The 24,604-nt window shown below is 60.1% G+C and carries 28 protein-coding genes; 20 read left to right on the top strand and 8 right to left on the bottom strand.

The features are described from left to right. Together DB032_RS09660 and DB032_RS24755 are read right to left on the bottom strand one after the other, a co-directional pair. Positions 1–435, bottom strand: coding sequence for an NfeD family protein (locus tag DB032_RS09660; RefSeq protein ID WP_107799291.1), 435 nt, complete (start codon positions 433–435; stop codon positions 1–3). A gap of 147 nt (positions 436–582) precedes the next feature. Next, entirely contained in the window at positions 583–711 is a 129-nt protein-coding gene (locus DB032_RS24755; RefSeq protein WP_255411645.1) for a hypothetical protein, read from the bottom strand. Between the two features lie 116 nt (positions 712–827). Between DB032_RS24755 and DB032_RS09655 the strand changes: the two genes are divergently transcribed. Then, on the top strand, positions 828–1,415 hold the full coding sequence (locus tag DB032_RS09655; RefSeq protein WP_107799290.1) for a YigZ family protein: 588 nt from the start codon (positions 828–830) through the stop codon (positions 1,413–1,415). Between the two features lie 58 nt (positions 1,416–1,473). After that, positions 1,474–2,403, top strand: a complete 930-nt coding sequence (locus DB032_RS09650) for an exopolyphosphatase (RefSeq protein WP_107799289.1) — start codon at positions 1,474–1,476, stop codon at positions 2,401–2,403. An 85-nt stretch (positions 2,404–2,488) separates the two neighbouring features. Here DB032_RS09650 and DB032_RS09645 read toward each other — a convergent pair whose 3' ends face one another. Next, complete coding sequence (locus DB032_RS09645; RefSeq protein WP_107799288.1) at positions 2,489–3,151, bottom strand: HAD family phosphatase; 663 nt, start codon at positions 3,149–3,151, stop codon at positions 2,489–2,491. Between the two features lie 103 nt (positions 3,152–3,254). Between DB032_RS09645 and DB032_RS09640 the strand changes: the two genes are divergently transcribed. Both DB032_RS09640 and DB032_RS09635 read left to right on the top strand, forming a co-directional pair. Then, positions 3,255–3,902 (top strand): ParA family protein, encoded by a 648-nt coding sequence (locus tag DB032_RS09640; RefSeq protein ID WP_227108134.1) that lies wholly within the window; start codon positions 3,255–3,257, stop codon positions 3,900–3,902. A 187-nt stretch (positions 3,903–4,089) separates the two neighbouring features. Further along, positions 4,090–5,040, top strand: coding sequence for a GMP reductase (locus DB032_RS09635; RefSeq protein ID WP_107799286.1), 951 nt, complete (start codon positions 4,090–4,092; stop codon positions 5,038–5,040). A gap of 15 nt (positions 5,041–5,055) precedes the next feature. Here DB032_RS09635 and DB032_RS09630 read toward each other — a convergent pair whose 3' ends face one another. Then, positions 5,056–5,544, bottom strand: coding sequence for a MaoC family dehydratase (locus tag DB032_RS09630; protein WP_107799285.1), 489 nt, complete (start codon positions 5,542–5,544; stop codon positions 5,056–5,058). 97 nt (positions 5,545–5,641) lie between these two features. On the opposite strand from DB032_RS09630, the gene DB032_RS09625 reads away from it, so the two are divergent. From DB032_RS09625 to DB032_RS09605, 5 genes are all read left to right on the top strand, one after another. Further along, the gene (locus DB032_RS09625; RefSeq protein ID WP_107799284.1) at positions 5,642–6,394 is read left to right on the top strand and encodes a copper homeostasis protein CutC; all 753 of its coding nucleotides are present in this window, start codon (positions 5,642–5,644) and stop codon (positions 6,392–6,394) included. Between the two features lie 176 nt (positions 6,395–6,570). Continuing rightward, the gene (locus DB032_RS09620) at positions 6,571–7,092 is read left to right on the top strand and encodes a cupin domain-containing protein (protein ID WP_107799283.1); all 522 of its coding nucleotides are present in this window, start codon (positions 6,571–6,573) and stop codon (positions 7,090–7,092) included. 64 nt (positions 7,093–7,156) lie between these two features. Then, the gene (locus DB032_RS09615; RefSeq protein ID WP_158274274.1) at positions 7,157–7,960 is read left to right on the top strand and encodes a transporter substrate-binding domain-containing protein; all 804 of its coding nucleotides are present in this window, start codon (positions 7,157–7,159) and stop codon (positions 7,958–7,960) included. An 86-nt stretch (positions 7,961–8,046) separates the two neighbouring features. Beyond that, positions 8,047–8,724 (top strand): hypothetical protein, encoded by a 678-nt coding sequence (locus tag DB032_RS09610; protein ID WP_107799281.1) that lies wholly within the window; start codon positions 8,047–8,049, stop codon positions 8,722–8,724. Positions 8,725–8,799: 75 nt separating this feature from the next. Then, positions 8,800–9,576, top strand: coding sequence for a transporter substrate-binding domain-containing protein (locus DB032_RS09605; RefSeq protein ID WP_107799280.1), 777 nt, complete (start codon positions 8,800–8,802; stop codon positions 9,574–9,576). Between the two features lie 7 nt (positions 9,577–9,583). Here the strand turns inward: DB032_RS09605 and DB032_RS09600 are convergent, their stop codons facing one another. Next, positions 9,584–10,375 (bottom strand): LuxR C-terminal-related transcriptional regulator, encoded by a 792-nt coding sequence (locus DB032_RS09600; RefSeq protein ID WP_107799279.1) that lies wholly within the window; start codon positions 10,373–10,375, stop codon positions 9,584–9,586. A gap of 114 nt (positions 10,376–10,489) precedes the next feature. Here DB032_RS09600 and DB032_RS09595 point away from each other — a divergent pair, with 114 nt between their 5' ends. From DB032_RS09595 to DB032_RS09580, 4 genes are all read left to right on the top strand, one after another. Continuing rightward, positions 10,490–11,860: an APC family permease gene (locus DB032_RS09595; RefSeq protein ID WP_107799278.1), complete on the top strand. Its 1,371-nt coding sequence runs from the start codon at positions 10,490–10,492 to the stop codon at positions 11,858–11,860. A gap of 2 nt (positions 11,861–11,862) precedes the next feature. Then, positions 11,863–12,984, top strand: a complete 1,122-nt coding sequence (locus DB032_RS09590; protein ID WP_107799277.1) for a P1 family peptidase — start codon at positions 11,863–11,865, stop codon at positions 12,982–12,984. Positions 12,985–13,086: 102 nt separating this feature from the next. Beyond that, positions 13,087–14,046, top strand: a complete 960-nt coding sequence (locus DB032_RS09585; protein ID WP_107799276.1) for a diguanylate cyclase — start codon at positions 13,087–13,089, stop codon at positions 14,044–14,046. A 149-nt stretch (positions 14,047–14,195) separates the two neighbouring features. After that, the gene (locus DB032_RS09580; protein WP_107799275.1) at positions 14,196–15,905 is read left to right on the top strand and encodes a cation:proton antiporter; all 1,710 of its coding nucleotides are present in this window, start codon (positions 14,196–14,198) and stop codon (positions 15,903–15,905) included. On the opposite strand, the gene DB032_RS09575 is transcribed toward DB032_RS09580, so the two are convergent. Further along, on the bottom strand, positions 15,874–16,314 hold the full coding sequence (locus DB032_RS09575; protein ID WP_107799274.1) for a polyketide cyclase: 441 nt from the start codon (positions 16,312–16,314) through the stop codon (positions 15,874–15,876). The genes DB032_RS09580 and DB032_RS09575 overlap by 32 nt on opposite strands. Positions 16,315–16,639: 325 nt before the next feature. Here DB032_RS09575 and DB032_RS24110 point away from each other — a divergent pair, with 325 nt between their 5' ends. The 6 genes from DB032_RS24110 (at position 16,640) to DB032_RS23680 (ending at position 22,017) form a co-directional block, all read left to right on the top strand. Next, positions 16,640–16,894: a hypothetical protein gene (locus tag DB032_RS24110; protein ID WP_158274273.1), complete on the top strand. Its 255-nt coding sequence runs from the start codon at positions 16,640–16,642 to the stop codon at positions 16,892–16,894. 199 nt (positions 16,895–17,093) lie between these two features. Further along, the gene (locus DB032_RS09565; protein WP_107799272.1) at positions 17,094–17,690 is read left to right on the top strand and encodes a hypothetical protein; all 597 of its coding nucleotides are present in this window, start codon (positions 17,094–17,096) and stop codon (positions 17,688–17,690) included. 6 nt (positions 17,691–17,696) lie between these two features. Continuing rightward, a complete protein-coding gene (locus DB032_RS09560) occupies positions 17,697–18,824 on the top strand; it encodes an ImmA/IrrE family metallo-endopeptidase (RefSeq protein WP_199225864.1) in 1,128 nt (375 codons plus the stop codon). 342 nt (positions 18,825–19,166) lie between these two features. After that, positions 19,167–20,357 carry a site-specific integrase gene (locus DB032_RS09555; protein ID WP_107801773.1) on the top strand — a complete coding sequence of 397 codons (1,191 nt, stop codon included), beginning with the start codon at positions 19,167–19,169 and terminating at the stop codon, positions 20,355–20,357. Between the two features lie 286 nt (positions 20,358–20,643). Continuing rightward, positions 20,644–21,669 (top strand): hypothetical protein, encoded by a 1,026-nt coding sequence (locus DB032_RS23685; protein WP_146176636.1) that lies wholly within the window; start codon positions 20,644–20,646, stop codon positions 21,667–21,669. A gap of 9 nt (positions 21,670–21,678) precedes the next feature. Continuing rightward, positions 21,679–22,017, top strand: a complete 339-nt coding sequence (locus DB032_RS23680) for a hypothetical protein (RefSeq protein ID WP_146176635.1) — start codon at positions 21,679–21,681, stop codon at positions 22,015–22,017. A gap of 210 nt (positions 22,018–22,227) precedes the next feature. Here the strand turns inward: DB032_RS23680 and DB032_RS23675 are convergent, their stop codons facing one another. Both DB032_RS23675 and DB032_RS23670 read right to left on the bottom strand, forming a co-directional pair. Beyond that, the gene (locus DB032_RS23675; RefSeq protein WP_146176634.1) at positions 22,228–22,884 is read right to left on the bottom strand and encodes a hypothetical protein; all 657 of its coding nucleotides are present in this window, start codon (positions 22,882–22,884) and stop codon (positions 22,228–22,230) included. 98 nt (positions 22,885–22,982) lie between these two features. Next, entirely contained in the window at positions 22,983–23,252 is a 270-nt protein-coding gene (locus DB032_RS23670; protein WP_146176633.1) for a hypothetical protein, read from the bottom strand. A gap of 255 nt (positions 23,253–23,507) precedes the next feature. Between DB032_RS23670 and DB032_RS09550 the strand changes: the two genes are divergently transcribed. Beyond that, a complete protein-coding gene (locus tag DB032_RS09550) occupies positions 23,508–23,738 on the top strand; it encodes a helix-turn-helix domain-containing protein (RefSeq protein ID WP_107799271.1) in 231 nt (76 codons plus the stop codon). Positions 23,739–24,604: the final 866 nt, after the last annotated feature.

The raw sequence follows: 24,604 nt of genomic DNA, 5'->3' as shown, positions 1-24,604 counted from the left end.
TTATTGTTCCGGTTGGGTTGAACTGATTTTGAGCAGATTGCCGTCGCGGCCGACGATGTAGGCGGTAGCGCCGGCTTCCAGCGCGGCGCCGTCGACGGGAGACGCGTCCCAGGCCGCGCCGCGGTATTGCACGCGGACGTGGCCGGCGGGGGAGGCGTGGAGGATTTGCACCGGCTGACCCAGATCGGGATCGTCGGCGCGCGGCTGGGCGGCGGCGGACGGATGACGGCGCTTGTAAGCGTAAACCAGCGCCACGCCGATCACGCCGGCAAGGCTGGCGATCACGTATTGGCTGGCCTCGGCCGCGCCCAGCCAAGCGGCAGCGCCGCCGCACAGCATGGCGACGGCGACGACCAGCAGGTAAAAGGTGCCGGAAAAGAACTCGGCGATCAGCGCGATCAGCGCGCTGGCAATCCAGATGGCGGTTAGCGGCAAAACAATGCCCTTGTCAAATTGAAGCGCTCATTTTCATGCCATCGCCGCAGAATGACAAGCGAGCGGGCGTCGACCGTCAAAAAAACAGGCGGACGCCTAGAACCGGTTTACGGTCTCGCTCTTGCTCGCGAGACCCTGAACCGGTTCTCAGACATGATCCTTGTCCGGCAGATAATGAGACAGGCGAGCCTCTTCCTCCTCATCCAGCCAGAATTTGTCCAGCATGAACCAGACTACGGCAAGCAGCGAAGCGAGCACGACAAGCAGGATGATCATGGCTTTGGCTCCTCTAAGGTGAACAAGGCGCATTCCCGTTTCCATTGTAGTGCTTGCCCGGGCGCTTTGCCGGCGCTGGGGTACAATCCACTCCTTCGGACAGTCAGAGGGACGGAATGTTCCATTTGCAAGCGTCGGCCCAGGCCGAGATCGAAATCAAGAAGAGCCGCTTCATCGGCATCGTGCAGCCGGTGAGCAGCCGGGAAGAGGCGTTGGCGCGGCTGGCGGATATCCGCGCGCAATGGCCGGACGCGCGCCATTATTGCGCGGTGCTGCTGTGCGGCGCGGATTCCATGCTGGACGACGACGGCGAGCCTTCCGGCACCGCGGCGCGGCCGATGTACAACGTGTTGCGGCATAAGGACGTTTGCGATGTGCTGGCGGTGGTGGTCCGTTATTTCGGCGGAATTAAATTGGGTGCGGGCGGCTTGGTCAGAGCCTACACTCAAGCTGTCAACGCCGCGATGGACGCGGCCAGCCTGACGGCGGTGGTGCCGCGCGGCGATTACGCGGCGACGGTGGATTTCGCCGGCGAGGCGCGGCTGCGCCATTTGTGCCAAGAACTGGGCGTGCCGGTATCGGCGCCCGTTTACGGCGAGCGGGTGAGCTTGACGCTGAGCCTGCCGCTCGCGGAGGCGGAGGCCTTGCTGGCGGCGTTGACGGACGGGATGGCCGGCGCGCTGGAGGTGTCGCCGGCCGACTGAAGCGCCGTACGGCGCGGGCGGGGCCGCGCCGGCCCTTCAAGAGGGAGAGAGGGAACTCATGTCGCAACAGCAATATCGCCTGGTGACGCGCAGCGATTTCGACGGACTGGTGTGCGCGGTGCTGCTCAACGAACTGAATATGATCAACGAGATCAAGTTCGCCCACCCCAAGGACATGCAGGACGGCAAGGTGGAGATCACCGAGAACGACATCACCACCAACCTGCCTTACGTGGCGGCGGCGCATCTGGTCATCGACCACCATCTTTCCGAAACCCTGCGCAATTCCAGCGCGGACAATTACGTGATCGACCCCAAGGCGCCGTCGGCGGCGCGGGTGGTGTACAAGCACTTTGGCGGCAAGCAGGTGTTTCCCAATATCAGCGACGAGATGATGGAGGCGGTGGACAAGGCGGATTCCGCGCAGTACACCTTGCAGGAAGTGCTGCATCCGTCCGGCTGGGTGCTGCTCAACTATCTGATGGACGCGCGCACCGGCCTGGGGCGCTTCAAGGAGTTCCGCATCAGCAATTACCAGCTGATGCTGGACTTGATCCGCTATTGCCGCGACCACAGCATCGATCAAATCCTGGCCTTGCCGGACGTGCAGGAGCGGGTGGAGCTGTACGCCAAGCACGAGGCGCTGGCCAAGGAGCAGATCCGGCGCTGTTCCCGCGTCTACGGCAATCTGGTGGTGTTGAACCTGCTGCATGAGGACGTGATCCATCCCACCAACCGCTTCATGATTTACGCGCTGTTCCCGGACTGCAATATCTCCATCCACCAGCTATGGGGCGTCAATCGGCAGAACACGGTGTTCGCGGTGGGCAAGTCCATCATCAACCGCAGCTCGCGCACCAATGTGGGCGCGCTGATGCTGCAGTACGGCGGCGGCGGCCACGAGGCGGCCGGCACCTGCCAGGTGGGCAACGACCAGGCCGAAGATGTGCGCGACGAGCTGGTCGCGCGCATCCGCGGCCACGGCTGAGCGCCGGTTGACAATGGTGCGCGTTAAGGCGTGGCGAGGCGGCTGAACTCGCCGTGCCGCGCCTCATTACGCGCAGCCGCTCGTATCAGGCCAGCTGTTGCAGCACTTCCAGCGCCTGATGCAGATCCTGGCATACCGCCAGCGCGTGATGGGTCTGGTCCGCCGGCGGCGTGACCAAGTCCGGCACCAGAATCACCCGCATGCCGGCGGCGACGCCGGCGTGCAGGCCGTAGATCGAGTCTTCCAGCACCACGCAGCGCAGCGGATCGACGCCCAGCTTGCGCGCGGCGGCCAGGTAGACGTCCGGCGCCGGCTTGGTGTGGGCGACTTCGTCGCCGGCCACCACGGTGTCGAAATAACGCGATAGCCCGGTGCGGCCCAGTTTGATGTCCGCCAGCTGACGCTGGGTGGACGTGGCCACCGCGCGCGGCAGGTTTTGTCCGCGCGCCCAGTCCAGCAGCGCCTCGATGCCGCGCTTCAGCGGAATCTCCTCATGTTCCAGCATCTGCCAGTAATGCCGGCGGCCCACATTCTGCAGCGCGACGGCGTCGTCCTGGCTGCCCAGCCTTTCACTGAGGAATTCGGTGCAGCGGCGCATGGACAGGCCCACCATGTCCAGCAGCAGCTGATCGCTGAGCGTCATGTCCAGTTCGTCGGCGGCGCGGCGCCAGGACTCCATGGAAATTCTTTCGGTGTCTATCATCAAACCATCCATGTCGAACAGGATGGCGTCATAGTTTTGCGGCATGCGGACTCCTTTTCCGGGCTTCGACCTTAACCCGATCGCCCGGCTGCGGCAAGCGCTTCCCCTCTGGTATAGTGGGCCATCGCAAACGGCAGAGGAGGCGGATGTGCAATCGGTATTGGTGGCCAACCCCAAGGGCGGCAGCGGCAAATCGACCTTGGCGACCAATCTGGCCGGCTATTACGCCGCGCGCGGCAAGCGCGTGATGCTGGGCGATGTGGACCGGCAGCAATCCTCGCTGGGCTGGCTGGCGCAACGCGACGCGGCGCTGCCTTCCATCGCCGGCTGGGAGGTCAAGGCCGGAGAAGCGGCGCGGCCGCCCAAGGGCACGGAGGTGGTGGTGCTGGACAGCGCCGCGGGCCTGCACGGCAAAAAGCTGGCGGCCCTGGTGTCCCGGGTGGAGCGCATCCTGGTGCCCATCCAGCCGTCGCCGTTCGACATGTGGGCGAGCGAGGCTTTTTTCGAACAGCTGCTGGAAGAGAAGGCCATCCGCAAGAATAAGGCTTTCATGGCGGTGGTGGGCATGCGGGTGGACCCGCGCACCCGCTCCGCGCGCGAACTGGAGAAATTCCTGGCGGAGCATCAGGTGCCGGTGCTGACCTGGCTGCGCGACACTCAGCTTTACGTGCAGGCGGCGTCCAGCGGCTTGTCCCTGTTCGACCTGCCGCCGTCGCGCGCGCAGCGCGACCGCGAGGCCTGGCAGCCTCTGCTCAACTGGCTGGGCGAGGAGGACGGCAGCTGGTGCGACAAATGAAATGTTTTGTCTTGATCTGAAATAAAATCGCTTGACGTGAAGAAACCTGCGGCGTAAGGTGTGCCGGTAAGTGCTTGCGAGCCAAACGAGAGCGTCGCAGGGGACACTGTAAACGGGAGCCGTCGGGCTCCCGTTTATGTTTGGGGCCCCTTGTTTTTTGACTCTTTTCCGCTTTGGGAGCACACGCATGATCAAGACAGAACTCAATTACGGCGACGTTTACCTGGTGCCGAAAAAAACCGTGGTGGACAGCCGCAAGGAGTGCGACACCTCGGTGCAATTCGGCCCGCGCCGTTTCGACATGCCGGTTTACGCGTCGAACATGAAGTCGGTGGTCTGCGCCGAAACCAGCGAGCTCTTCGCCGCTCGGAACTGGTTCTACACCATGCACCGCTTCAATGTGGACGCGGTGGCCTTTACCCGCGCCATGCAGGACAAGGGCCTGTTCGCCTCCATCAGCGTTGGCGTCAACGACGACACGCTGGAACAGCTGGCCGCGCTCAAGCAGGCCGGCCTCACTCCTGAATACATGACGCTGGACATCGCCAACGCCTGGTGCGTGAAGGCGGAGCGCATGATCCAGCACATTAAGCAGACCTTCCCCGAGACCTTTCTGATCGGCGGCAACATCGCCACCGGCGAAGCCGCGCGCGATCTGGAAAGCTGGGGCTGCGACGCGATCAAGGCCGGCATCGCCGGCGGCCGCGTCTGCATCACCAAGAACAAGACCGGTTTCCACCGCCCGATGATTTCCACGGTGCAGGACTGCGTGGCCGCGGTGTCCGTGCCGGTGATCGCCGACGGCGGCATCGTCGAGCACGGCGATATCGCCAAGGCGCTGGCCTGCGGCGCCAGCATGGTCATGGCGGGCTCGCTGTTCGCCGGCTACGACGAATCCGCCGGCGAGATCGTCGAGATCAACGGCAAGCACTACAAGGAATACTTCGGCAGCGCCTCTCAGTTCAACAAGGGCGCCTACGTCAACGTGGAAGGCAAGAAGATCCTTGTGGAGTACAAGGGCAGCATCGGCAAGCTGCTGCGCGAACTGCAGGAAGACCTGCAGTCCTCGATCAGCTACGCCGGCGGCAACACCCTGCAGGCCTTGCGCGGGGCGGAACTGATCCAGGTTCGCCGCTGATCCGGGCGGCGCGGCTCAGGCGTGCTGCACCGCCGGGTGCGGCGCTTCTTCTGCTTGCGGCTGGGCGCGGCATTGCGCCCAGATCGAGCACTCCAGCTGCATCGCCACCTCGTCGCGCTGATTGACGGTGGTCCAGCGCACCTTCACCACGCCGAAGCCGGGCTGGCTGTTGGAGCGGCGCTTGTCCAGCACCTCCACGGTGACGCGCAAGGCGTCGCCGGCGCGGGTGGGCTGGGGCCAACGCATCTTGTCGATCTGCATGCCGATCAAGCCGTTGGCCATCTTGCCCAGCTCGGTCTGGGTCACCAGCCGCATGCTCAGGCTGCTGGTCTGCCAGCCGCTGGCGGCCAGGCCGCCGAACAGGCTGTCCGCCGCGCGCTGCGGATCAGTGTGGAAGTATTGCGGATCATACTGCCGGGCGAAGCCGATCAGCTCGTCCTCGCTCAATACATGGGTGGGGCTGTGGAACAGCTGTCCGGCTTTCAAATCTTCAAAATAGAGCATATCGACTTACGTTTGCGTCATCTCGAGCGCGCAGCTTAACGCGGCCGGCGAAACGGGTCAAAATCCCTGGTGCGTTCAGCCCAGCAAGGGGGATATTTTGTCGCAAGATAGACAGTTGGAAGTGTGCGCCGGCTCGCTGGCGTCTTGCCTGGCCGCCGCGCAGGGCGGCGCGGCCAGGGTGGAATTGTGCGCCAGCCTGGAAACCGGCGGGCTCACGCCGTCGCCTGGCATGATTGCGCTGGCGAGGCAGAGGCTGAACATTGGCCTGCATGTGATCGTGCGTCCGCGCGGCGGCGATTTTCTGTATTCGGACGAGGAGTTCGACGTGATGCGTCGCGACGTGCTGGCCTGCCGCGAACTGGGGGCAGACGGCGTGGTGTTGGGCCTGCTGACCGCGGACGGCGAGGTGGACGTGGAGCGCAGCCGAGAACTGGTCCAGCTGGCCGGGCCGATGACGACCACCTTCCATCGCGCCTTCGACATGGCGCGGGATCCCGAGCGGGCGCTGGAACAGATCATCGCCAGCGGCTGCCGGCGCTTGCTGAGCTCCGGCCAGGCGCCGGACGCGCTGGCGGGCGCGGCCCTGATCCGCCGGCTGAGCCGCCAGGCGGGCGAGCGGCTGATCCTGATGCCGGGCGGCGGCGTGCGGCCGGACAATCTGGCCGAACTCGCGCGCGCCACCGGCTGCCGCGAATTCCATGCCTCGGCCCGGGTCAAGGTGGCCAGCGCGATGCGCTACCGCCAGACCGGGATCAGCATGGGCGCGGCGGGCCAGGACGAGTACGACAGACGGGAAAGCTGCGCCGAAACCATACGGACCATGACGGATTTGCTGCGCGGCCTGGATTGACGCTTGTCGGACGGCACGCATTTGCAGGATGATGCTGACATTTCCGGCTGCGGACCATTCAAGAGCCGCGGACCAAAACCTGAACCAAGGCGCGCCGACGCAGGCAGTGCAAGCCGTACGACCAGGAAGCGCAATGCAGGATCAGGGGTTTTGTCAGCGGTTTTAAGGAGCGCAAGATGAGCAAGCCGTCGCATGTGGTCAATATCGACCAAGTGGAAGCCGTGGACTACCGGGAGGGCGAAGGGTGGGGCGGCAGCTATCATCCGCTGACGCCGGCGCTGGACGCCTTGCCCGGCCGGCTGGGCGCCAATCTGACCCGTCTGCCGCCGGGGCATGCGGGCTGCCCCTTTCATTCCCACGCCCGCGAGGACGAGATTTTCTATGTGTTGTCCGGGCGCGGCGTGCTGCGACTGGGCGACAGCCTGCAGGAAATCGGGCCCGGCGACTGCATTTCCTGTCCGGCCGGCACCGGCGTCGCGCATCAAATCGCCAACCCCTTCGATCAGGACCTGGTCTACCTCGGCATCGGCGTCAACGACCCGCACGAGGTCTGCGTCTATCCGGACAGCGGCAAGGTGCTGGTCCGCCATCTGAAGCAGGTGGGGCGGCTGGAAAGCGCGCCGTACTACGACGGCGAGCCGGCGCGCCCCGGCATCTTCGACATGCTGGAGCGGGAACAGACGCTGGTCCGGAAATAGCCGGCTTGGCATGCGGCCGCGGCATGAGCGATAACGGAACCATCGTTCCTCCATGGATAAGGCAATGAAGAGGCGGGCATTGAGCCGCGCGGCGGCGGTGTTGGCGCTGGCGTGGCCGCTGGGCGCGGCGGCGGAGCCCTTGTCGTTCTGCTATGAGGATCAGACTTCCTATCCCTGGCTGGACGGCCGCGGCGGCGGGCTGGACATTCAGCTGATCAAGCATGTGCAGAGCGCCTTGAAGCTGGAGCTGTATTTGCATCCGATGCCCTGGCGGCGCTGCATCAATATGCTGCGCCAAGGCAAGATGGACGGCGCTTTCGCCGCCAGCTTCGTGCCGGAGCGTTCGCAATGGGGGCTGTACCCCATGCTGCCGGACGGCGGACCGGACGCCGGCCAACGGCTGCACAGCGCCAGTTATTCCTTGTATCGGCTCAAGGGCACCACGGTGGATTGGGACGGCGCGCGCCTGTCCAGCGGCATGGCGCCGATAGGCATGCAGACCGATTTCTCCATCGGCCTCTTTTTGCGCAAGCAGCAGGTGGAGATAGACGACAGCAACCGCGATCCGCTGGCCATTCTGCAAAAGCTGCGCCTGCGGCGCTTGAGCGGAGCGGCCTTGCAGACGCCGCGGGCGGAGCAGATCCTGCGCGAGCATCCCGAGCTGACGGAGACGATAGAGCGCTGCCGGCTGCCCTTGGAAGAAAAGCCTTATTTCCTGATGTTGTCGCGCCAATTGGCGCACCGCGAACCCAGCTTGCCGGGCAGGATCTGGGCGGAGCTGGAGCGGCAACGCGAGTCGCCGGCCTTTCTCGCCCAGCTGCGGGCGTTGGGCGCGCACCGCGACGCCGGCGGCGCGGCGCACAAATGATGATGGATTGTTCAGCGACTGCTTGCTATCAAAGTTAAAGCTTTTGCTTTATTATTTTCCGCTCCTTGATTTCCTTAGGAATCCCCATGCATAAGAAAACGCTTTTGGCCGCCGGCTGTCTATGGCTGGCCGCCGGTCCGGCCTTGGCGGAGGCCTGGTCCTATCCCGGTTGGCAGGACGGCCGAGACACCCGCGTCAAGGCGCTGGCCCTGCTGCAGACCTTGAACGCCACCTTGCTGAGCAATAGCAGCGCCACCCGCACCTTGCAGCAATGGTGCGCGGATCACCGGATGGCGTCGCCGGCGCAGATTCGCGCCTTGCGCAATCCGGCGGATCACAAGGAAGCCAGTCCGGAAGTGCGCGCCCAGTTGCAGGCGCGGCCGGACGAGCGCATCGCCTACCGCCGGGTGCGGCTGGCTTGCGGCGAGCATGTGTTGTCCGAGGCCGACAACTGGTATTTGCCGTCCAAGCTGAGCGCGGAGATGAACCGCCAACTGGACGGCAGCGACGTGCCGTTTGGCCGCGCGGTGGCGGCGCTGAACTTCCGCCGGCAAACCGAGGAAGTCAAATTGCTGTGGTCGCCGTTGCCGGCGGGCTGGGAAATGAAGCCCGCGGCCCAGGGCGTCGCCGCCGGCGGCCTGGATATCGCGCCGGAAGTGTTGCAACACCGCGCCGTGCTCTACCGCGGCAGCGACAACGCGCCGTTCAGCGTGGTGGTGGAGACGTATCAGCGAGACGTCTTCGCCTTCCCGCTGGCCTATTGAGGCCGCGTCGAACGAGTCTTGCGAGCAGGGCGCTGGCAGCGTCCGCTGCGCAAACAACAGAAGAAGAAAGCAAGCATGATGAAGAAAACACAGAAACTGGGCGGCCTGCTCTTGGCCGGCCTGATCGCCGGCCAGCCGGCGCTGGCGGACCGCCTGGACGATATCCTGCAACGCGGCAGCGTGCGGGTGGGCACCACCGGCGATTACCGTCCGTTCAGCGAGCGGGACGCGGCCAGCGGCGCCTATCGCGGCCTGGACATCGAGATGGCCGAGAGCCTGGCGCGGGCGCTGGGCGTCAAGCTGGAGCTGGTGGCCACCAGCTGGCCGACCTTGATGCGCGACCACGAGGCCGGCAAGTTCGACATCGCGATGAGCGGGGTGTCGATCAATCTGGAGCGGCAGAAGCGGGCGCTGTATTCGCAGCCCTATCTGAACGACGGCAAGACGCCGATCACCCGCTGCGAAAACGTCCAGCGTTTTCAAACCATCGCCCAGATCAACCAGCCCCGGGTCAAGCTGATCGTCAATCCGGGCGGCACCAATGAAAAGTTCGCGCGCGCCCGCTTGCCGGCGGCCGCGCTGACCGTGCATCCGGACAACGTCACCATTTTCCGGCAGATCATAGACGGCAAGGCCGATCTGATGGTGACCGACGCGGTGGAAACCCGTTATCAGCAGAAGCTGCATCCGGAGCTGTGCGCGGTGCACCCGGAGCAGCCGTTCGACTTTTCGCAAAAAGCCTATCTGCTGCCCAACGACTGGCGCTGGAAAGCCTGGGTGGATCAATGGCTGAGCCAGAGCCTGCAAAACGGCGAATTCGCCGGCCTGTCGGCCAAGTGGCTGGGGAAGTGAGTCTGACCTAGGCTTCGCTGCCTCGCAGTTGCTCGATATAGCAATTGAACAGCTCGGCGTGGCTGGCCACGCCGAGCTTCAGATACAGATTGCGGCGGTGAACCTTGACCGTTTCCGGCGAAATGGCCAGCTGTTGGGCGATGGCCTTGCTGGACAGGCCGCACAGCGTTAGCCGCGCCACCTCGGCCTCGCGCTCGGACAGCCTGCCGTGGCCAAAATGACTCAGCGTCTGCGTCAGTTGATCGGCCAGGCGCTGCGATGGCGGCGTGGGCGCGGAGCTCAGCTGCCAGTGACGCCGCATCGCGGACAGCAGCCAGGGCTGCATCACGCGCAGCTTGCCGATGTCGGCCGGCTCGAACGCGCTGGCCTTGCCCAGCGACAAGGTCAACACCTGGTCCGGAGCCAGGCGCAGCAGCAGCTGGACCTCGTCCACGCCCACCTCGCCGCTCATATAACGCTGAAAATACTCGCTTTGGCGGAAGTGGTCCGGCGCGATGTCGGGCAAGTGGTGGAGGCCGTCGGGAAAAGGCCGCTGCGCGTATTGATAGAAGGGGTCCAGCAGATACAGGCCCTGGCAGTAAAGCGCCATCGGCGACGGCGCGGCCAAGTGCTGAAAATCGCATTCCTCCAGAATCTGCGGCGGCGCGTTCGCGTGGAAACAGGCGGCCAGCGCATTGTCCAGCGGCACGCTGCCGCGCAACAGCAAGACCAGCTGACGCCAAAACCCGGGCAGACCGATGTGCGCCATCAGCTGCGCCAGATGATGGTGCAGCGGCAGTTCCTTCAACAAAGCTTCCATCCGGCAATCCCCGCTCGGGGTAACCCATCACGGTGATTGGGCGCCCTCCCGCGTCAAAATACACTGTCTCCCGCAAGTCTGACTACAAGACCATAGCGACAAGAGGAGAACACTATGAGCCAAGCCGCAAGCCGCCCCGGATTGCGCCGTTCATTGAGCGTGACGGACGTCGTGTTGATAACCGTGTCCGGCGTGACGCCGGCCAGTTCCATTTTCGTGATCGCGCCGTTTGCGCTGCAAGGCGCCGGCAGCGGGGCTTTTCTGGCCTTCGCGCTGGCGGCGGCGCTGGCCGTCGCGTTCGCGCTGTGCTACGCCGAGCTGGGCGCGGCCCACCCCAACGCCGGCGGCGAGTACGTGATCATCGAGCGGGTGTTCGGCCGCGCGCTCAGCCTGCAAATGTATCTGCTGATTCTATGCCTGCTGCTGTTCATCCCGGCGGTGCTGGCCACCGGGGCCGCGCCCTATCTGAACTCCGCGCTGGGCACCCGGCTGGACGGCGCCGAAGTGGCGCTGACCATGATCGTGCTGTGTTTCGGCATCGCGGTGCTGGACATCAAGCTGAACGCCTGGCTGACCGGCTCCTTCCTGCTGCTGGAGCTGGCCGCGCTGGCCTTGATCGCCTGGCTGGGCTTCAGCGAAGCGCAGCAGCCGGCGACGGTGCTGTGGCAGCCGGTGAAGGCGGCGGCGGACGGCGGCCTCGCCGCGGTGCCCGCCGCGGCGATCATCGCCATGGTGGGGACGGCGGTGTTCGCCTACAACGGCTTCGGCGGGGCGGTGTACTTTGCCGAGGACATGCGCGAAAGCGGCCGGCCGGTGGCGAAGGCGGTGCTGGCGGCGCTGTCCATCGTGGTGCTGGTGGAACTGATACCGGTGACCGCCCTGATCCTGGGCGCGCCCTCGCTGGCGGAAATGAGCCGGCAGGCCGATCCGATCAACTACGTGCTCAGTCATTTGAGCAGCCCGGGGCTGGCGCGGGTGATCAGCGGCGGCATCTTTCTATCGGTGTTCAACGCCATCATCGCCATCGTGGTGCAAAGCGGCCGCTTCTTGTATTCCAGCGGCCGGGACGGCTTGTGGCCGGCGCCGGCGAGCCGGGCGCTGCAACGCATCCATCCGCGCTTCGGCACGCCCTGGGTGGCCACGCTGGCGCTGGCCGTCCCATCCGCCTTGCTGACCTTTCATTCCAGCCTGGGCGATCTGGCGTCCTTCACCGTGATCATCCTGATGCTGAACTATCTATTGCTGGCGCTGGCGGCCCTGCGCAGCCGCCTGGGCCGGCATCCGCACCCTTACCGCATGCCCGGCTGGCCGTGGCCGCCCTTGTTGGCGGCGGCGGGCAGCCTCTCCCTATTATGGGCGGTGCTGCGAGACGCGCCCGCGCGGGACTGGTGGATTATCGGCGGCATTGCGCTGACCGGGCTTTTGCTGGCGGGCCGTAAGCAGCCCGCCGCCGTATTGATCGTTGAAGAACAGAAAGAGAGGTGAGTATGTTGAAACGAGCCAGAGCATTGGGCATTCGCATCGGCCAGGGCGAGCCCGGCCCCCTGAACGCGATTACGGACGTGCCCGGCGTGAGGGTGGGGCACGCCGCCGCCTGGGCGGATTTCGACGACGGCCGCCGCGCGCGCACCGGGGTCACGGTGATCGAACCGCGGCCGGGTCTGGCGCGGCGCATGCCGTGCTTTGCCGGCGTGCATGTGTTGAACGGCAACGGCGACGCCAGCGGCCTGGAGTGGCTGCGCGAGGCCGGCGTGCTGAGCACGCCGATCGCGCTGACCAATACCCATAGCGTGGGCGTGGTGCGGGACGCCTTGATCGCCGGCGAGCGCGAGGCGGTGGCCGGCGAGCCGCAGCTGTATTGGACCATGCCGGTGGTGCTGGAAACCTTCGACGGCCTGCTCAACGACATCAACGGCTTCCACGTGAAGGCGGAACACGCGCGCGCCGCGCAAGCGGCGGCCAGCGGCGGCCTGCCGGCCGAGGGCAGCGTGGGCGGCGGCAGCGGCATGATCTGCCATGAGTTCAAGGGCGGCATCGGCACCGCTTCGCGACGGCTGCCGGCGGAGGCGGGCGGCTGGACGGTGGGGGCGCTGGTGCAGGCCAATCACGGCAAGCGCGGCTCCTTGCTGGTGGAGGGCTACCCGGTGGGCCGCCATCTGAGCTGCGCGGAGATTCCCTCGCCGTTTGACGCCGGACGGCTGCCGCAGCCGGGTATGGGCTCCATCGTGGCGGTGCTGGCCACCGACGCGCCCTTGCTGCCGGATCAATGCCGGCGGCTGGCGCAGCGCGCCGGCATCGGCATCGCCCGCACCGGCGGCGGCACCGAGGATTCCAGCGGCGACATCTTCGTGGCCTTCGCCACCGGCAACCAAGGCCTGCCGATGACCGATTACGCCGGCAAGGGCGCTTTGACCTGCGCGGTGGAAATGGTGAACGCGGACCATCTCTCGCCCTTGTTCGAGGCGGCGGCGGAAGCGGTGGAAGAGGCCATCGTCAACGCCTTGCTGGCGGCGGGCGATCTGAGCGGCCACCACGGCCACGCGGCGCATGGCCTCAAGGCCGAGCGCTTGCTGGCCGCTTTGCGGGAAAGCGGCTGGCGTCCACGCTGACCGGCGCGTCGGCGCGCGGTCCCGGTGTTTTGTTTGCGTCATGAAATGCTATTATCATGGCATGGGGCCGCATCGGCGGCGGACACACAGCAGGAGGCGGAGATGAAAACACCGGACAGCCCGGCCGACGAACCGCAGCGCTTGGCGACCCTGCGCGCGCTGGGCGTGCTGGACACGGCGGCGGAGGAACGTTTCGACCGCCTGACCCGCATGGCCAAGCGTTTGTTTCGGGTGCCCATCGCCCTGGTCAGCCTGGTGGACGAGAACCGTCAGTGGTTCAAATCCTGCGTCGGCCTGTCGGCGGCGGAAACCGGACGCGATATTTCCTTTTGCGGCCACGCCATACTGGGCGACGACATCTTCTACATCCCGGACGCGCTGGCGGACGAGCGCTTCGCCGACAACCCGCTGGTGACGGACGCGCCGTATATTCGCTTTTACGCCGGCTGCCCGCTGCACGCGGCCAACGGCGCCAAGGTGGGCACCCTGTGCGTGATCGACGTCCAGCCGCGCGAGTTCGATCACGACGACGCGCAGGCGCTGCACGATCTGGCGCGCATGGTGGAGGCGGAGCTGATCGCCTTCCAGGCCGCCACCACCGATGAGCTGACCGGCCTCTCCAACCGGCGCGGCTTCCGGCTGCTGGCGCAGTACAGCCTCAATTTCTGCGCGCGGCAAAACCTGCCGGTCAGCCTGGCCTTCATGGACCTGGACAAGTTCAAGGCGATCAACGACAGCTTCGGCCACGCCGCCGGGGACCATGCGCTGGCGGCTTTCGCCGAACAGATGCGCGCCTCCTTCCGCTCCGCGGACCTGCTGGCGCGGCTGGGCGGGGACGAGTTCGTGGTCTTGCTGTCCGATGTCGAGCATGAGCGGGCGCAGGCGGCGATGGCCAAATTCGCGCGTCACCTGGAGGCTTACAACGCCGGCGCCGGCCAGCCTTATCGGCTGGCGTTTTCCGACGGCATCGTGGAGCTGGACGCGGAGCGCCACTTCTCTATCGAGGCGCTGCTGGCGGAGGGCGACGAGCTGATGTATTCGATCAAGGCCGCCAAACGCTAGCCGCGGGCGGCTTCCCGGACCGGCGCGCCCGCTTGTCCGCGTGATTTTTACAGCGGAACTTTCACTTTTCATGCCCCTCTAGTCTGAAAACAAACTGCGCAGCATCCTGTGCGCCTAAATAAAAAATCCACACTAGGGAGGCGGCCGCTATGGTCCATGATGTGTCCTTGATTTCCACCATTGCGGCGGGCCTCGGCCTGTCCCTGATTCTGGGCCTGCTCTGCGAGCGGATGCGCATCCCGGCCCTGGTCGGCTATCTGCTGGCCGGCATCGTCATCGGCCCGGCCACGCCGGGCTTCGTCGCCGATATGAAGATCGCCGCGCAGCTGTCCGAAATCGGCGTGATGCTGCTGATGTTCGGCGTTGGCTTGCACTTTTCGATGAAGGACCTGCTGTCGGTCCGGCGCATCGCCGTGCCGGGCGCCATCGTGCAAATGAGCGCCGCCACCGGGCTGGCGCTGTTCATCGCCTGGTGCTGGGGCTGGAGCTGGTCCAGCGGCCTGATCTTCGGCCTGTCGCTGTCCTGCGCCAGCACTGTGGTGCTGCTCAAGGCGCTGGAAGTGCGCGGCATCCTGGACACCATCAACGGCCGCATCGCCGTGGGCTGGCTGGTGGTGGAGGACCTGGCCTGCGTGCTGGTGCTGGTGCTGATGCCGCCGATGGCGGCGTTGTTGAGCGGCGCGCCCGCCGCCGCCAACGCCGCGCCGTTGTGGCAGACCATCATGCTGACCTTGCTGCAAGTGGCCGCCTTCATCGCCCTGATGCTGATCGCCGGCCGGCGCGCCTTGCCGTGGCTGCTGTGGCGGGTGGCCAAGACCGGATCGCGCGAGCTGTTCACGCTGGCCGTGACGGCGGCGGCCATCGGCATCGCCTTCGGCGCCGCCCATCTGTTCAACGTCTCCTTTGCGCTGGGCGCTTTCTTCGCCGGCATGATGATGCGGGAGTCCGAATTCAGCCACCGCGCCGCCCGCGAATCGCTGCCGCTGCGCGACGCCTTCTCTGTATTGTTCTTCGTGTCCGTGGGCATGCTGTTCGATCCGGCGATTCTGCTGGAACAGCCGCTGATGGTGCTGAGCGCGGTGGCCGTCATCATGCTGGGCAAAACCCTGGCGGCGCTGGCCCTGGTCATTCTGTACCGCTATCCCCTGAGCACGGCGCTGACCATTGCCGCCAGCCTGGCGCAGATCGGGGAATTCTCCTTCATCCTGGCCGGGCTGGGCGTGTCCCTGGGCCTGCTGTCGGCGCAGGGCATGAGCCTGGTGCTGGCCAGCGCCCTGATCTCCATTGGCCTCAATCCGCTGTTGTTCGCCTTGCTGGAGCCCTTGCGCGGCTGGCTGCTGGCGCGCTCGGAATGGGCGCGCAGCCTGGAGCGCCGAGCGGACCCCTACGCCGAGCTGCCGATGAGCACCGAACGCAAATATCTGGAAGGCCAGGTGGTGCTGGTGGGCTACGGCCGCATCGGCCGCGGCGTGGCGGCGGAGCTGGAGCGCAACCGGGTGCCCTTTGTGGTGGTGGACCATAATCGCGAGCTGGTGGAAACGCTGCGCAATCAGGGCCGGGCGGCGGTGACCGGCGACGCCGCCGAGGCGGCCGTGTTGATCCAGGCGCATATCGTCAACGCCTCGGTGTTGGCGGTGACCACGGCGGACGCGCTCAATCTGCGACAGATGGTGGAGGTGGCGCGCACCTTGAACCCGGAGTTGCGCATCGCGCTGCGCGCGCGCAACGGGGAGGAAGCCGAACTATTGCGCGGAGAAGGGCTGGGCGCGGTGTTCCTGGCCGACGAGGAGCTGGCCGGCAGCATCGGCCGCCATGTGCTGCACTGCTTCACCGCGGAGTCGCCGCGGGCGGCGCACTGAGCCCCGCGGATTCATCCCGCTCCAGCCAGGCTTTGGCCGCGGCCAGGTCGCGCGCCACCCAGTCGGCGTCGGCCTCGAATTGCGCGTCGTCGACGCCTGCTTGGCGAAACAGGGTCAACAGCAGCTCGCAACCCTCGTCGCGCGCCAGCAGGCGCAAGGGGATGTAGACCTCCGCCTGCCCGGGCGGCGACACCCAGTGATCCAGCACGCCGTAGTCGTTGGCCGGCGAAAAGCGCAAGGGCATCACGCCCTGCGGCGTGTCCGCCAGCCAGCCGTCGCCGTCGCGGCGCAAGGCCCCGGCCAGGCCGGACGCCCAGCGCGGGAAGTTTTCCGGCGGCGCCAGCAAGGCGTAGGCGCGGGCGAAAGGGCAGGCAATACTGACGCTGAGATGGCGCGGCGGCGTGGGCATGGGATTCTCCAATACGGCGATGCTACTTGAGTGTAGACGACGGCGGACCATGTGCCGTTGACATGCTTCGCGCCAACGGGCTATGGTCATTCCCGGTGCTCAAAACACCTATACTACTAGCGGCTACCGCACCCGTAAGATTCGCGGTTTTTTTGCGTCCATGGTTTTGGCAAACTCCCACTTGTGGGACAATGCGCGTCCATGGCCGGGTGTGCGGCTAATACAATACCCGCAAGGGGAATACGCCCGCCGACTAGTAGCGGTTTTGAGCACCCGGCCGCCCTCTCAAAAGGGGCGAAATCAAAAATGCTACTAGGAGGCCGCCATGGCCAAGATCGACACCCTCCGCGAGGCGCGTCGCGCCCTCAGGCATATTCGTGCCGCCCAATCCCATTTCAAACAATTGCCCGAGGCGCTGCGCCGGGAGATGTCCCGTCAACCGCCGCGTCAAACGCCGTTCATCGTAGAACTGTCCCCGGAGGTTTTGTGGAGCCTGCTGGAGGCGAGGTATGGCGTGGAATGCGCGTATGAGCGACTACGCCTGCTGCTGGCTGCGGCGCGGGGAGAGCGCTCCAAGTAAGGCAAATACTTAGAGTCAGTGACTGAAGCGGACTATGACGTAGGTTTGATGTCTGAACTATCGTTGGGTACGCCATCCGGTACTTGTCTGGTGTTTTCTTGGTTGACAAAATTGCGGTTTTGCCAAAATAATTAGGTTGACAGTTTTTGATATTTGCAAAAACTGAAATCGACAACAACTAGCTGAGCTTCGGAGAAATATGAGCGCCAAAAATCCTTGGGACTATTATCCGGTCCTGACTCAAGAAAGACTGATCATCATCGCGGAACTCCTGCGAGATGTGTACTACAAAACCGAGGTAGATCTGTCTACACCTTTGGATTGGGGATACACTCGAGGGACTACGACGTTTGGTCGTCAACACCGGGCGCTCATTTTGCTTTGGCAGTCCAAGGCTTACCCATGGTTTGAGATTTTGAATGCCGCGATGGACTTGGTGTTTGCATTCGAGGGGGTACCGATTCGCTTTTTCAGCGATGATCCGAGGAGTCCCAAAAAGCCAAACTATTACCGCCGAAACGATGTCGATCAGTTGTTCAGTGATGATTTGGGCATGCCGGTCATATTGAGGTTTGTTGTCGAGAAGCCATTGACTGACGAGGATGATGTGTCCATTTATTTTCTTGGACACAATTGTTTGGAAGAAGAGGTTTTCCGTTGGAAGTACGCTGCCGAATCCGTACATGTCTTGCATGCGGTCGGTGGTGAGCCACCAGCGGCTGTTGAACAACAGCCGGCCGAGGTAGACCTCCCCGAGGATATTCCGGCTACCAAGACCGGCTCAACTGAGACTTAAATTACTATGGAAGTGTTGTTCCACGGGGCAAGCTTGAGGCTTGCCCGTGTTTTTCACAGCTATTCGCTCGAAGAACTCGGGCAAATGGTTGGAAAGTCGCGTCAGTATCTGTCTAGGTTGGAGACGGGGAGTGATATGCCCTCAGTTGAGCTTTTGGAACAGCTCGCCCGAGTGTTAGGGGTGACTCCTGCGTTTTTCGCTGCAATGCAAATGAGTGAGGTGCCAGAGTATCTAATTCACTTTAGAAAATTGTCGTCCACTAGGGAGGGGATTCGACAGACTACACAGGCCCATGGAAGGATGTTTGAGAAAGCTGCAGCATATCTTGATGGTATTTTGAAGTTGCCGCCGGTAGACTTTCCTTCGATCGATGTGATAACACCGGAAGATATCGAGCGGGCTGCTGAGCAGTGCCGTCAGTATTGGGGGATTGGGCTAGGCCCTTTGTTAAATATGATCCGTTTGGCTGAGCGTGCCGGCGCACTGGTAACAACATTTGATGGTGTTTCCCCCCAGGTGGATGCGCTTTCCATCAAGGCTCGCCGTCCTGTGATTGTACGTAATGAAGCGAAAGAAAGCGCTTGTCGTCAGCGTTTCGATGTGGCTCACGAAATTGGCCACTTTGTGATGCATGAGGGGCGGGTGACAGGGGATCGGATGACGGAATCGCAGGCAAATCGCTTCGCAAGTGCCTTGCTTGTACCCAGGGTGATGATGCTTAAGCATTTCCCTATGCCACGGGGGGGGCGTATGGATTGGCAGGGACTAAGTCAATTCAAGCGGACTTGGGGGATTAGTAAGGCCGCGTTGTTGTACCGTGCGCATCAGTTGGGCCTTTTGGATGATGGTCAATATAAGCGAGGAGTGGTTCACCTCACCCGTTCAGGTCAAACCAAGACTGAGTCCGAAGATAAAGAGATTCCATTGGAACAGCCGGAGTTGCTGACCAACGCTCTGCGCACCATGCACAACCGACTAGGGATTGATTTGACCATGATGGCGAAGGTGTTGGAGTTTTCCCCAAAGTTATTGATGCGAGTGTTGAATCTCCCATCTGCTTTTTCTGATAATGTCATTCCTTTCCCGAGAATATTAGTTAGGCCGGAGTCAGCGAGTCAGGTAACCAATAGATAAATGGTTATTCGTCCCATCATGGGCAATTAAGTAGTTGCCAGTTAGACATGGAGGGAGGATTAGCGAGTGGGTTGAGAGGTCCAGTGTATCGACGCCAGAAACGGCAATAGCCCAAGCATAGGCTTGGGCTATTTATTTTGGCGGAAGCGGTGTCCGCCTTTGTTGTGTTTTTAGACCTTCCATCATCTTCCATGTAGCACCACAAACAAATCAAATAAACTGTTTATAAACAGCATATTGCCTTGTTTTCTCGTCTCAGATTCTTCCATTTTCATCCGTCAACAATCATGGAGTTTTGTTATAATTTTGTAGGTTGATTTGTGGGTTGATGGGGAGGGGGGTATGGCTAAGGGGATGCATCGGCTAAGTGCGATGAAGGTTGCAAAGGTGACGGAGCGAGGTTGCTATAGCGATGGCGGTGGTCTGTACCTTCAGGTTACCCGTGACGGGGTGAAGTCATGGGTGCTGAGATACATGCGGCAAGGAAAGGCCAGAACGATGGGGCTCGGACCAATTCACACCGTCAGCTTGGCAGACGCTCGCGTCAAGGCAATGGAGTGCAGAAAATTGCTTTTGGCAGGCGTAGACCCATTGCAAGCTCGCCAAACCGAGGCAGAAGAGGCCCGCTCTCGACACGCTCGTTCGAAGACGTTCGTTCAGTGTTGCGAGGCTTACATTGAGGCCCACAAAGCAGGCTGGCGGAATGTCAAACACGCTGCCCAGTGGACGAATACACTTACTACCTATGCTTATCCTGAGTTGAAAGATCTTCCTGTCACAGATATTACCGTTGATCTCGTCATGAAGGTCTTGGAGCCCATCTGGACAGCCAAAAACGAAACAGCGTCACGGCTGCGCGGCCGTATAGAAGCAGTCCTAGATTGGGCTACGGTTCGTGGTTACCGTACTGGAGACAATCCCGCTCGCTGGCGCGGCCATCTTGATCATCTTTTGCCACAGCCCTCGAAGGTTAAGCGGGTGGAGCACCATGCGGCGCTCCCTTATGTTGAGATGGCTTCTTTTTTTGTATCACTAAAAGCACAAGAGGGATTGGCGGCCCGTGCTCTTGAATTGCTTATTCTTACCGCAGCACGAACGGGTAGTGTCATAGCAGCAACCGTAGGTGAGTTTGATCTTGAAAATAAAATATGGACGATCCCCCCGGAGCACATGAAAGGCAATAAAGAGCACAGGGTTCCACTTGCCCCTCAAGTTGTTTCACTGCTAGTTCCTTTGTGCGAGGGCAAGAGTAATGAGAATTTTGTATTTAAGGGAAGACGGGATGGCGAGCACCTGTCAAATATGGCCATGTTGCAGCTACTTAAGCGCATGGATCGAAATGATCTGACTGCGCACGGCTTCCGCTCTACTTTCCGAGACTGGGCTGGAGAGTGCACAAACCACCCTCGTGAAGTGGCAGAGGCAGCGCTGGCTCACGCTTTAACGAATAAAGTAGAAGCTGCATATGCACGCGGCGATATGTTTACAAAGCGCTCATTGCTCATGCAAGATTGGGCCAGCTATTGTTGTTAGAAGAAATGACATCCAGCATTTTTCGATAAATTGATTTCCTCTTCTGCCAGATTAAAAACAAGACCCAGTTCTTCCTGAGAGAAAAGAAAATTAAATCATGTACTTATATTGACATGCTTTAATTTCAGATTTATCGTTATCATTAATGGGAGCATAATTTATGCCCCATCGGGAATTCGATCTCCTGTGGATGGAAAGCCGGCAACGGCAAACTTGCGACGTGCATCCCGGCTGGCACTTGCCAGCCGGAAATGCCGTACCCCGTAGACATAACGGAGAATATAAAATGAATTACGATGTTCTTCCTTTTCTTCATGGCACTTCTCTTGAAACAACGGGGCAGATACGCACGTTTTGCTTAGATTTACAGAAGAAAATCACGAAGAGCTTGGAACGTTGTACTTTGGGGTATCCGGCCTCCCATCACGCAAAGGAAATTGCAAAGAACGTAAGGCTTGCCATCAATGAAGAAGCAAAACGTGGAGCTCAATTAGCAACAAATTTAATTGATACAGGTGTTCTTACGAAAAACGAGGAGAACATTAAATTAACGTCTGCTCTAGGCTATCTTGAGAGCGATGGCGAGGTAATGGTTCTGCTCAGTATGTTTGATAATTGGGCTGAAGATGTAGGAGTACCTGTTGATACTATTGTTCTGGAGAGGATTGGCTGTACTTCTTATGAGGCCTTGCTCGCATACTCGTATGACTGTGTTGACATATTCAGTTCTTCTGTAATCAAGAAAAATGGTAGAAGTGAAGTGCGATACTTTCTGTCAGTTGACAAAACTTCTGCAATTAGACGTTGCAATAATGCAGCAGAGGCTTGGAGCTTTGCTCGAATGCCTCTATTGCTAGCGAAGGGTGATGACGAAGCTGCGGATCGCAAAAATGCGCTTCTGAAGCATTTTTATAAAGATCGCTCAGAACTTTATGCGGATCATGTTGTAGTTAATTTGGTTACACAATGGGCAAATTCTGTTAAAGCGCGGTCTTTTCAAATTGAGCTAGATCCAGTTCACCTGGAAAATCAAGCATCAGCATGTTTAAGAGTTGGGCAAGCTGCTGGTGAAAATAAGTGCTTAGACAGGATAGCTAAACGAATTGTCAAAACCCATATTTATAATGCAATCAAGGATATTGCTAGTTTCTTAATTAATGATCGGGACCCTGCCGAAGAAGACTATAAAAGGATATCAGACGTCATCCGTGCATCTGCCTTTTCCTTGTCAGGACCCCAAGTGCGTTCAGTAATTAGACAGCACTTCTTGGATATTAAATCGGAAAGAATCGGGGAAGGTGTTGTGTATTAGAAAGCAATCATGGACATACGGCTGGAGGGAAGGAAAATGAGCCTACGCTTTAGAAGCTTTCTTGCCTTGATTGGCGTGACATCTGCATGTGCAACTATCTGGTTAGTGCCAGAGCAGAGATTTTGGCTGTTTGTTATAAGTGGATTATTGCTATCCCCTCTTTGGGCTGAATTCTCGGATGGTCGGAGCAACTCAGAAGAGGACAATTATGCAACTCAGCGTAGTCTGTTCAATTTACAAGAAGATTTCTACCTTTCAAGTAATAATTCATCTGACTTTTGGGGCAGTTCAGATCCTAACCATATTTCAAATGGGGGCTCCAATCTTGTTGAGTGGAGTGATCGATAACCACCCTTGCAGCTCCTATTATAATCTTCAGGATGACTCTTTCATCGCGTTGCGCACGCCATCAATCGCACCAATCAACGGTGCAAAATAAAGACGAGGTCCCTGGCGGGCTGCACGCAGAAACTCAAGAATGAAATTTTTCATATTTGCTCTCCACGTAGTGATGCAGTTGAAATCTATATAATATTAGTTCAAATTTCGCAACAGGTTTCATTTTTTTAATAACATGCTACGTGGAAATCCTTCTTCGGCATTTGCTTGTCGGAGCTGATCCAGGCTGACAGCCGGATCGTACGCCAATGCTACGGATAGTGCGCAGGATTTTCCAAGCATGGTGCAAAGTTTACTAATTACCATTGCCGAAGCCTTATTCTCTCCGCCCGTCAACTTTGGAGTAGCGTTGTGTATTGCTTCAGCTTGTGCATTGTCGATACTGTCAAAAGCCATATTGGCGGCGACTGCAGGGTCGTTACAGACATGTAGGACAGCACACATCAAGCCGCTTCCAATCAAATGGAAAATCGGAAATTTAAGCCCGGAGGTTTCACTCTCTTTGGATGGTGTGTAGTCTTCCGGCTTTCCTGCATAAACCTCCTCTATAGTATAGAGTTGAGACTTTTCCTCAGGCTTGGCAATTTGGTAGCCTGCCGCAGCGATCTCTTTTAGCAGTAGTTTTGCTAGCTCAGGGTTCAGGTCATCAGTAACGCTAATCTTACTGTTGAACAGCTTCATCAGCGGTGTTGGATGACTTCCTATTTCAGCTGCATAAACCTGAATTTTACCAAGATCAGAATGGAATGACTCAGCGGCAAAACCATCGGCGCTCGCTAGGAAAGCAATACTGGCGAATAGGGCTTTTTTAATCACTATTTTGCCTTTTTATTTTCTGGGCGATTGAATGGGTTGTTATTGGGTGGCTGATGAGATAACCATCAGAATGAGCAGTTGAGCATTACTCATTTTTCTCATTGCTCATCACACAGGCGAAAATCGCCAGCTCGATATATTTTGCCAGCATACACTTTCTCATCTAAACGAAGAATTCGCCCATCTTCGGCATCAAGGTCATTAAGATATTGGCTGTCTGCCTGACTGAATCGCATGATAGTTCCATCGGGTAACTTTCCTTTGATCCACTCCAAGCGAATCTTGAAAATATTCAGATAAAACTGCCCGTCTTCACCTGTGTGAGCCGGAATAATCTCTACTATCTTACCTCCGTAGAATATCTTCATCACACCTCGTGGTGTTGATACGCTCTGGTATGCGCCAGAATACCCGTCGCCATGACAAACCCTCTTACCTATATCACTGGCAATGGGGATGTCACCAATGTTCCCGTAGGCGCCTGCTTGGTTAGCTGAGCATGAGAGTGTCAAAGCTAAAGTTAGGTATCTGATCATTTTTCAACTCGAGTAAAAGTCATATGGCATGCCGATTGCTAATCGTAGTATGTAGAATCGGAGTATGCAATAGCGGACAGTCAAAAGATGTCCGTCAAACCGCATCAATGTTCACTCGTCACCGTCTTTGCGACCAACGTGCGCCGGCGCCGCCTTGAACTAGGCCTATCCCAGGAAGAACTTGCAGAGCAGGCAGGGGTACACAGAACCTATGTGGGGATGCTTGAGCGTGGTGAGAAAAATGTAACGATCTACAACATCGAGCGGATCGCCGTTGCGTTGAATGTAAGCCCCGCCTCCCTACTGCAAGAGTCCTGAACTAGTCGCTTCCCGCCTTCCTTTGCTTTGCATGTCCATCTCCCTTGTCTCCATACGCCCGCTCGAAATTCAGGCCGTTCATAACACTTATAAATAATTGATTTAAAAAAACTTTTCACAAAATAACTAGGAGTGTAAAATCACCTGGCGATCCGTGAAAGGGTTCGTGACCTCACACTTTGACTGTGATGGGGCCGCCAACCCCAATCACACTCGCCCCGCATCGCCTCTTCCGACTGCCAATCGGAAGAGGACTGCCGCTGAAGCGTGGTGCTCGTAGTTGAGCTCGCCATGCTACGCCGGGCGCTGGAGGGGTGAAATTCCCTTCCTTCGACCCAATCAATTAGTTTTCTTGTTGAAAGAGATTGGGCGACACGGAAACGGTCCTTGGGAGGAAATGCCCGAGTGACCTGCCGTGATACGAAAGCAGGTATCCAGACCTGCCCTGGGGATCTACCGTGAGGGGATGACCGGTGCCGCACACGTAGGCTGCTGAGTGCGTAGAGATGCGCAAGGCCGTGGAGGGGAAACCTGGAAACGGCGGCACCTCGAGAAATCGGGGGTCGCAGAATAGCTCAAGCGTGTAAACGCCCCCGGCATCGTACAGATGCCAGCGTAGGGGGCTATGTGGAGTGTAGTAGAGCCACTACCCGTGGAGACCACGGGCAGTCAGGAGCGTGATGATACGTCAATGGAGTAAGGGAGTCGCTTTGGAATCTCGGACCCCTGAAACCCGCCGTGTGCGGGGTAGGCCCTCAGGGCTAGGCATTGATAGTGGAGCGCGGTGGCGCTGTTACATGCAGTAGTTCACGGCTAACGTGGGAATCACCGTCTTTCGATGATCTGGGGTGGCACTCAGGTAGGGA

It is taken from the genome of Chromobacterium sp. Panama (genome assembly GCF_003052555.1).
In the GTDB taxonomy this organism is placed as follows: domain Bacteria; phylum Pseudomonadota; class Gammaproteobacteria; order Burkholderiales; family Chromobacteriaceae; genus Chromobacterium.
This window is presented reverse-complemented; position numbering and strand designations above follow the sequence as displayed.